The organism is Halobacillus sp. GSS1 (genome assembly GCF_017307035.1).
Classification (GTDB): Bacteria; Bacillota; Bacilli; order Bacillales; family Halobacillaceae; genus Halobacillus; species Halobacillus litoralis.
In genome coordinates this window covers 1-3,024 of the sequence record NZ_JAFLHE010000027.1, presented here as the reverse complement: position 1 = coordinate 3,024, position 3,024 = coordinate 1, and the positions used below count along the sequence as shown (strand labels likewise).

General features: G+C 53.1%; 1 rRNA gene. It reads left to right on the top strand.

Annotated elements, in window-relative coordinates:
• Positions 1-102 precede the first annotated feature (102 nt).
• Positions 103-3,018 (top strand): 23S ribosomal RNA (locus J0K78_RS19920).
• The last annotated feature ends 6 nt before the right edge of the window (positions 3,019-3,024 follow it).

The window sequence follows — 3,024 nt, the reverse complement described above, 5'->3', positions numbered from 1 at the left end:
GTGAACCTTGAAAACTGGATAAGGAATCATTGTTTCATCTAACGATGAGGCAATTGATGACAAGACATCTAATTGAAATTGTAAACGTCTTTTCACGAAGATAGTTAAGTGAATAAGGGCGCACGGTGGATGCCTTGGTACTAGGAGCCGATGAAGGACGGGACTAACACCGATATGCTCCGGCGAGCCGTAAGTAGGCTTTGACCCGGAGATTTCCGAATGGGGAAACCCACTGTTCGTAATGGGACAGTATCCTATACTGAATACATAGGTATAGGCAGGCACACCCGGGGAACTGAAACATCTAAGTACCCGGAGGAAGAGAAAGCAAACGCGATTTCCCAAGTAGCGGCGAGCGAAACGGAATCAGCCCAAACCAGAAAGCTTGCTTTCTGGGGTTGTAGGACACTCCATTGGAGTTACCAAAGAGGAAGATAGGCGAATCGATCTGGAAAGGTCAGCCAGAGCAGGTAACAGCCCTGTAGTCGAAATCTTTCTCTCTCCGGAGTGGATCCTGAGTACGGCGGAACACGAGGAATTCCGTCGGAATCCGGGAGGACCATCTCCCAAGGCTAAATACTCCCTAGTGACCGATAGTGAACCAGTACCGTGAGGGAAAGGTGAAAAGCACCCCGGAAGGGGAGTGAAAGAGAACCTGAAACCGTGTGCCTACAAGTAGTCGGAGCCCGTTAATGGGTGACGGCGTGCCTTTTGTAGAATGAACCGGCGAGTTACGACCGTATGCGAGGTTAAGCAGCAGAAGCGGAGCCGCAGCGAAAGCGAGTCTGAATAGGGCGAGTGAGTATGCGGTCGTAGACCCGAAACCGTGTGATCTACCCATGTCCAGGGTGAAGGTCAGGTAACACTGACTGGAGGCCCGAACCCACGCAAGTTGAAAATTGCGGGGATGAGGTGTGGGTAGGGGTGAAATGCCAATCGAACACGGAGATAGCTGGTTCTCTCCGAAATAGCTTTAGGGCTAGCCTCAGAATAGAAAGTCATGGAGGTAGAGCACTGATTGGACGAGGGGCCCCTATCGGGTTACCGAATTCAGTCAAACTCCGAATGCCATAGACTTTGTTCTGGGAGTCAGACCGTGGGTGATAAGGTTCATGGTCGAGAGGGAAACAGCCCAGACCGCCAGCTAAGGTCCCAAAGTGTGTGTTAAGTGGAAAAGGATGTGGAGTTGCTTAGACAACCAGGATGTTGGCTTAGAAGCAGCCATCATTCAAAGAGTGCGTAATAGCTCACTGGTCGAGTGACTCTGCGCCGAAAATGTACCGGGGCTAAACACACCACCGAAGCTGCGGATTGATCTTATGATCAGTGGTAGGAGAGCGTTCTAAGGGCCGTGAAGTCAGACCGTAAGGACTGGTGGAGCGCTTAGAAGTGAGAATGCCGGTATGAGTAGCGAAAAAAGAGTGAGAATCTCTTTCACCGAATGCCTAAGGTTTCCTGAGGAAGGCTCGTCCTCTCAGGGTTAGTCGGGACCTAAGCCGAGGCCGAAAGGCGTAGGCGATGGACAACAGGTTGATATTCCTGTACCACCTCCTTTCCGTTTGAACGACGGGGGGACGCAGGAGGATAAGGAGAGCGCGCCACTGGATGTGCGCGTCCAAGCAGTGAGACGGTCGGATAGGCAAATCCGTCCGGCAACGTCAAGCTGTGATGGGGAGGGAAATATAGTACCGAAGCTCCTGAGTTCACACTGCCAAGAAAATCCTCTAGTGAGGAAAGAGGTGCCCGTACCGCAAACCGACACAGGTAGGCGAGGAGAGGATCCTAAGGTGAGCGGGAGAACTCTCGTTAAGGAACTCGGCAAAATGACCCCGTAACTTCGGGAGAAGGGGTGCTCCTCTGCCGAGGAGCCGCAGTGAAAAGGCCCAAGCGACTGTTTACCAAAAACACAGGTCTCTGCGAAGCCGTAAGGCGAAGTATAGGGGCTGACACCTGCCCGGTGCTGGAAGGTTAAGGGGATGCGTTAGCTTATGCGAAGCGTTGAACCGAAGCCCCAGTAAACGGCGGCCGTAACTATAACGGTCCTAAGGTAGCGAAATTCCTTGTCGGGTAAGTTCCGACCCGCACGAAAGGTGCAACGACTTGGGCACTGTCTCAACGAGAGACCCGGTGAAATTATACTATGTGTGAAGATGCACATTACCCGCGACAGGACGGAAAGACCCCGTGGAGCTTTACTGTAGCCTGATATTGAATGTTGGTACAGCTTGTACAGGATAGGTAGGAGCCTTGGAAGCCGGAGCGCTAGCTTCGGTGGAGGCGCTGGTGGGATACTACCCTGGCTGTACGGACATTCTAACCCAGGACCGTGATCCGGTCCGGAGACAGTGTCAGGTGGGCAGTTTGACTGGGGCGGTCGCCTCCCAAAAGGTAACGGAGGCGCCCAAAGGTTCCCTCAGAATGGTTGGAAATCATTCGCAGAGTGTAAAGGCACAAGGGAGCTTGACTGCGAGACCTACAAGTCGAGCAGGGACGAAAGTCGGGCTTAGTGATCCGGCGGTTCCGCATGGAAGGGCCGTCGCTCAACGGATAAAAGCTACCCCGGGGATAACAGGCTTATCTCCCCCAAGAGTCCACATCGACGGGGAGGTTTGGCACCTCGATGTCGGCTCATCGCATCCTGGGGCTGTAGTCGGTCCCAAGGGTTGGGCTGTTCGCCCATTAAAGCGGTACGCGAGCTGGGTTCAGAACGTCGTGAGACAGTTCGGTCCCTATCCGTCGTGGGCGTTGGAAATTTGAAAGGAGCTGTCCTTAGTACGAGAGGACCGGGATGGACACACCGCTGGTGTACCAGTTGTTCCGCCAGGAGCATCGCTGGGTAGCTACGTGTGGTCGGGATAAGTGCTGAAAGCATCTAAGCATGAAGCCCCCCTTGAGATGAGATTTCCCTTTGCTTTAAGCAAATAAGATCCCTCAGAGACGATGAGGTTGATAGGTCCGAGGTGGAAGCGTGGTGACACGTGGAGCTGACGGATACTAATGGATCGATGACTTATCTATCTGATT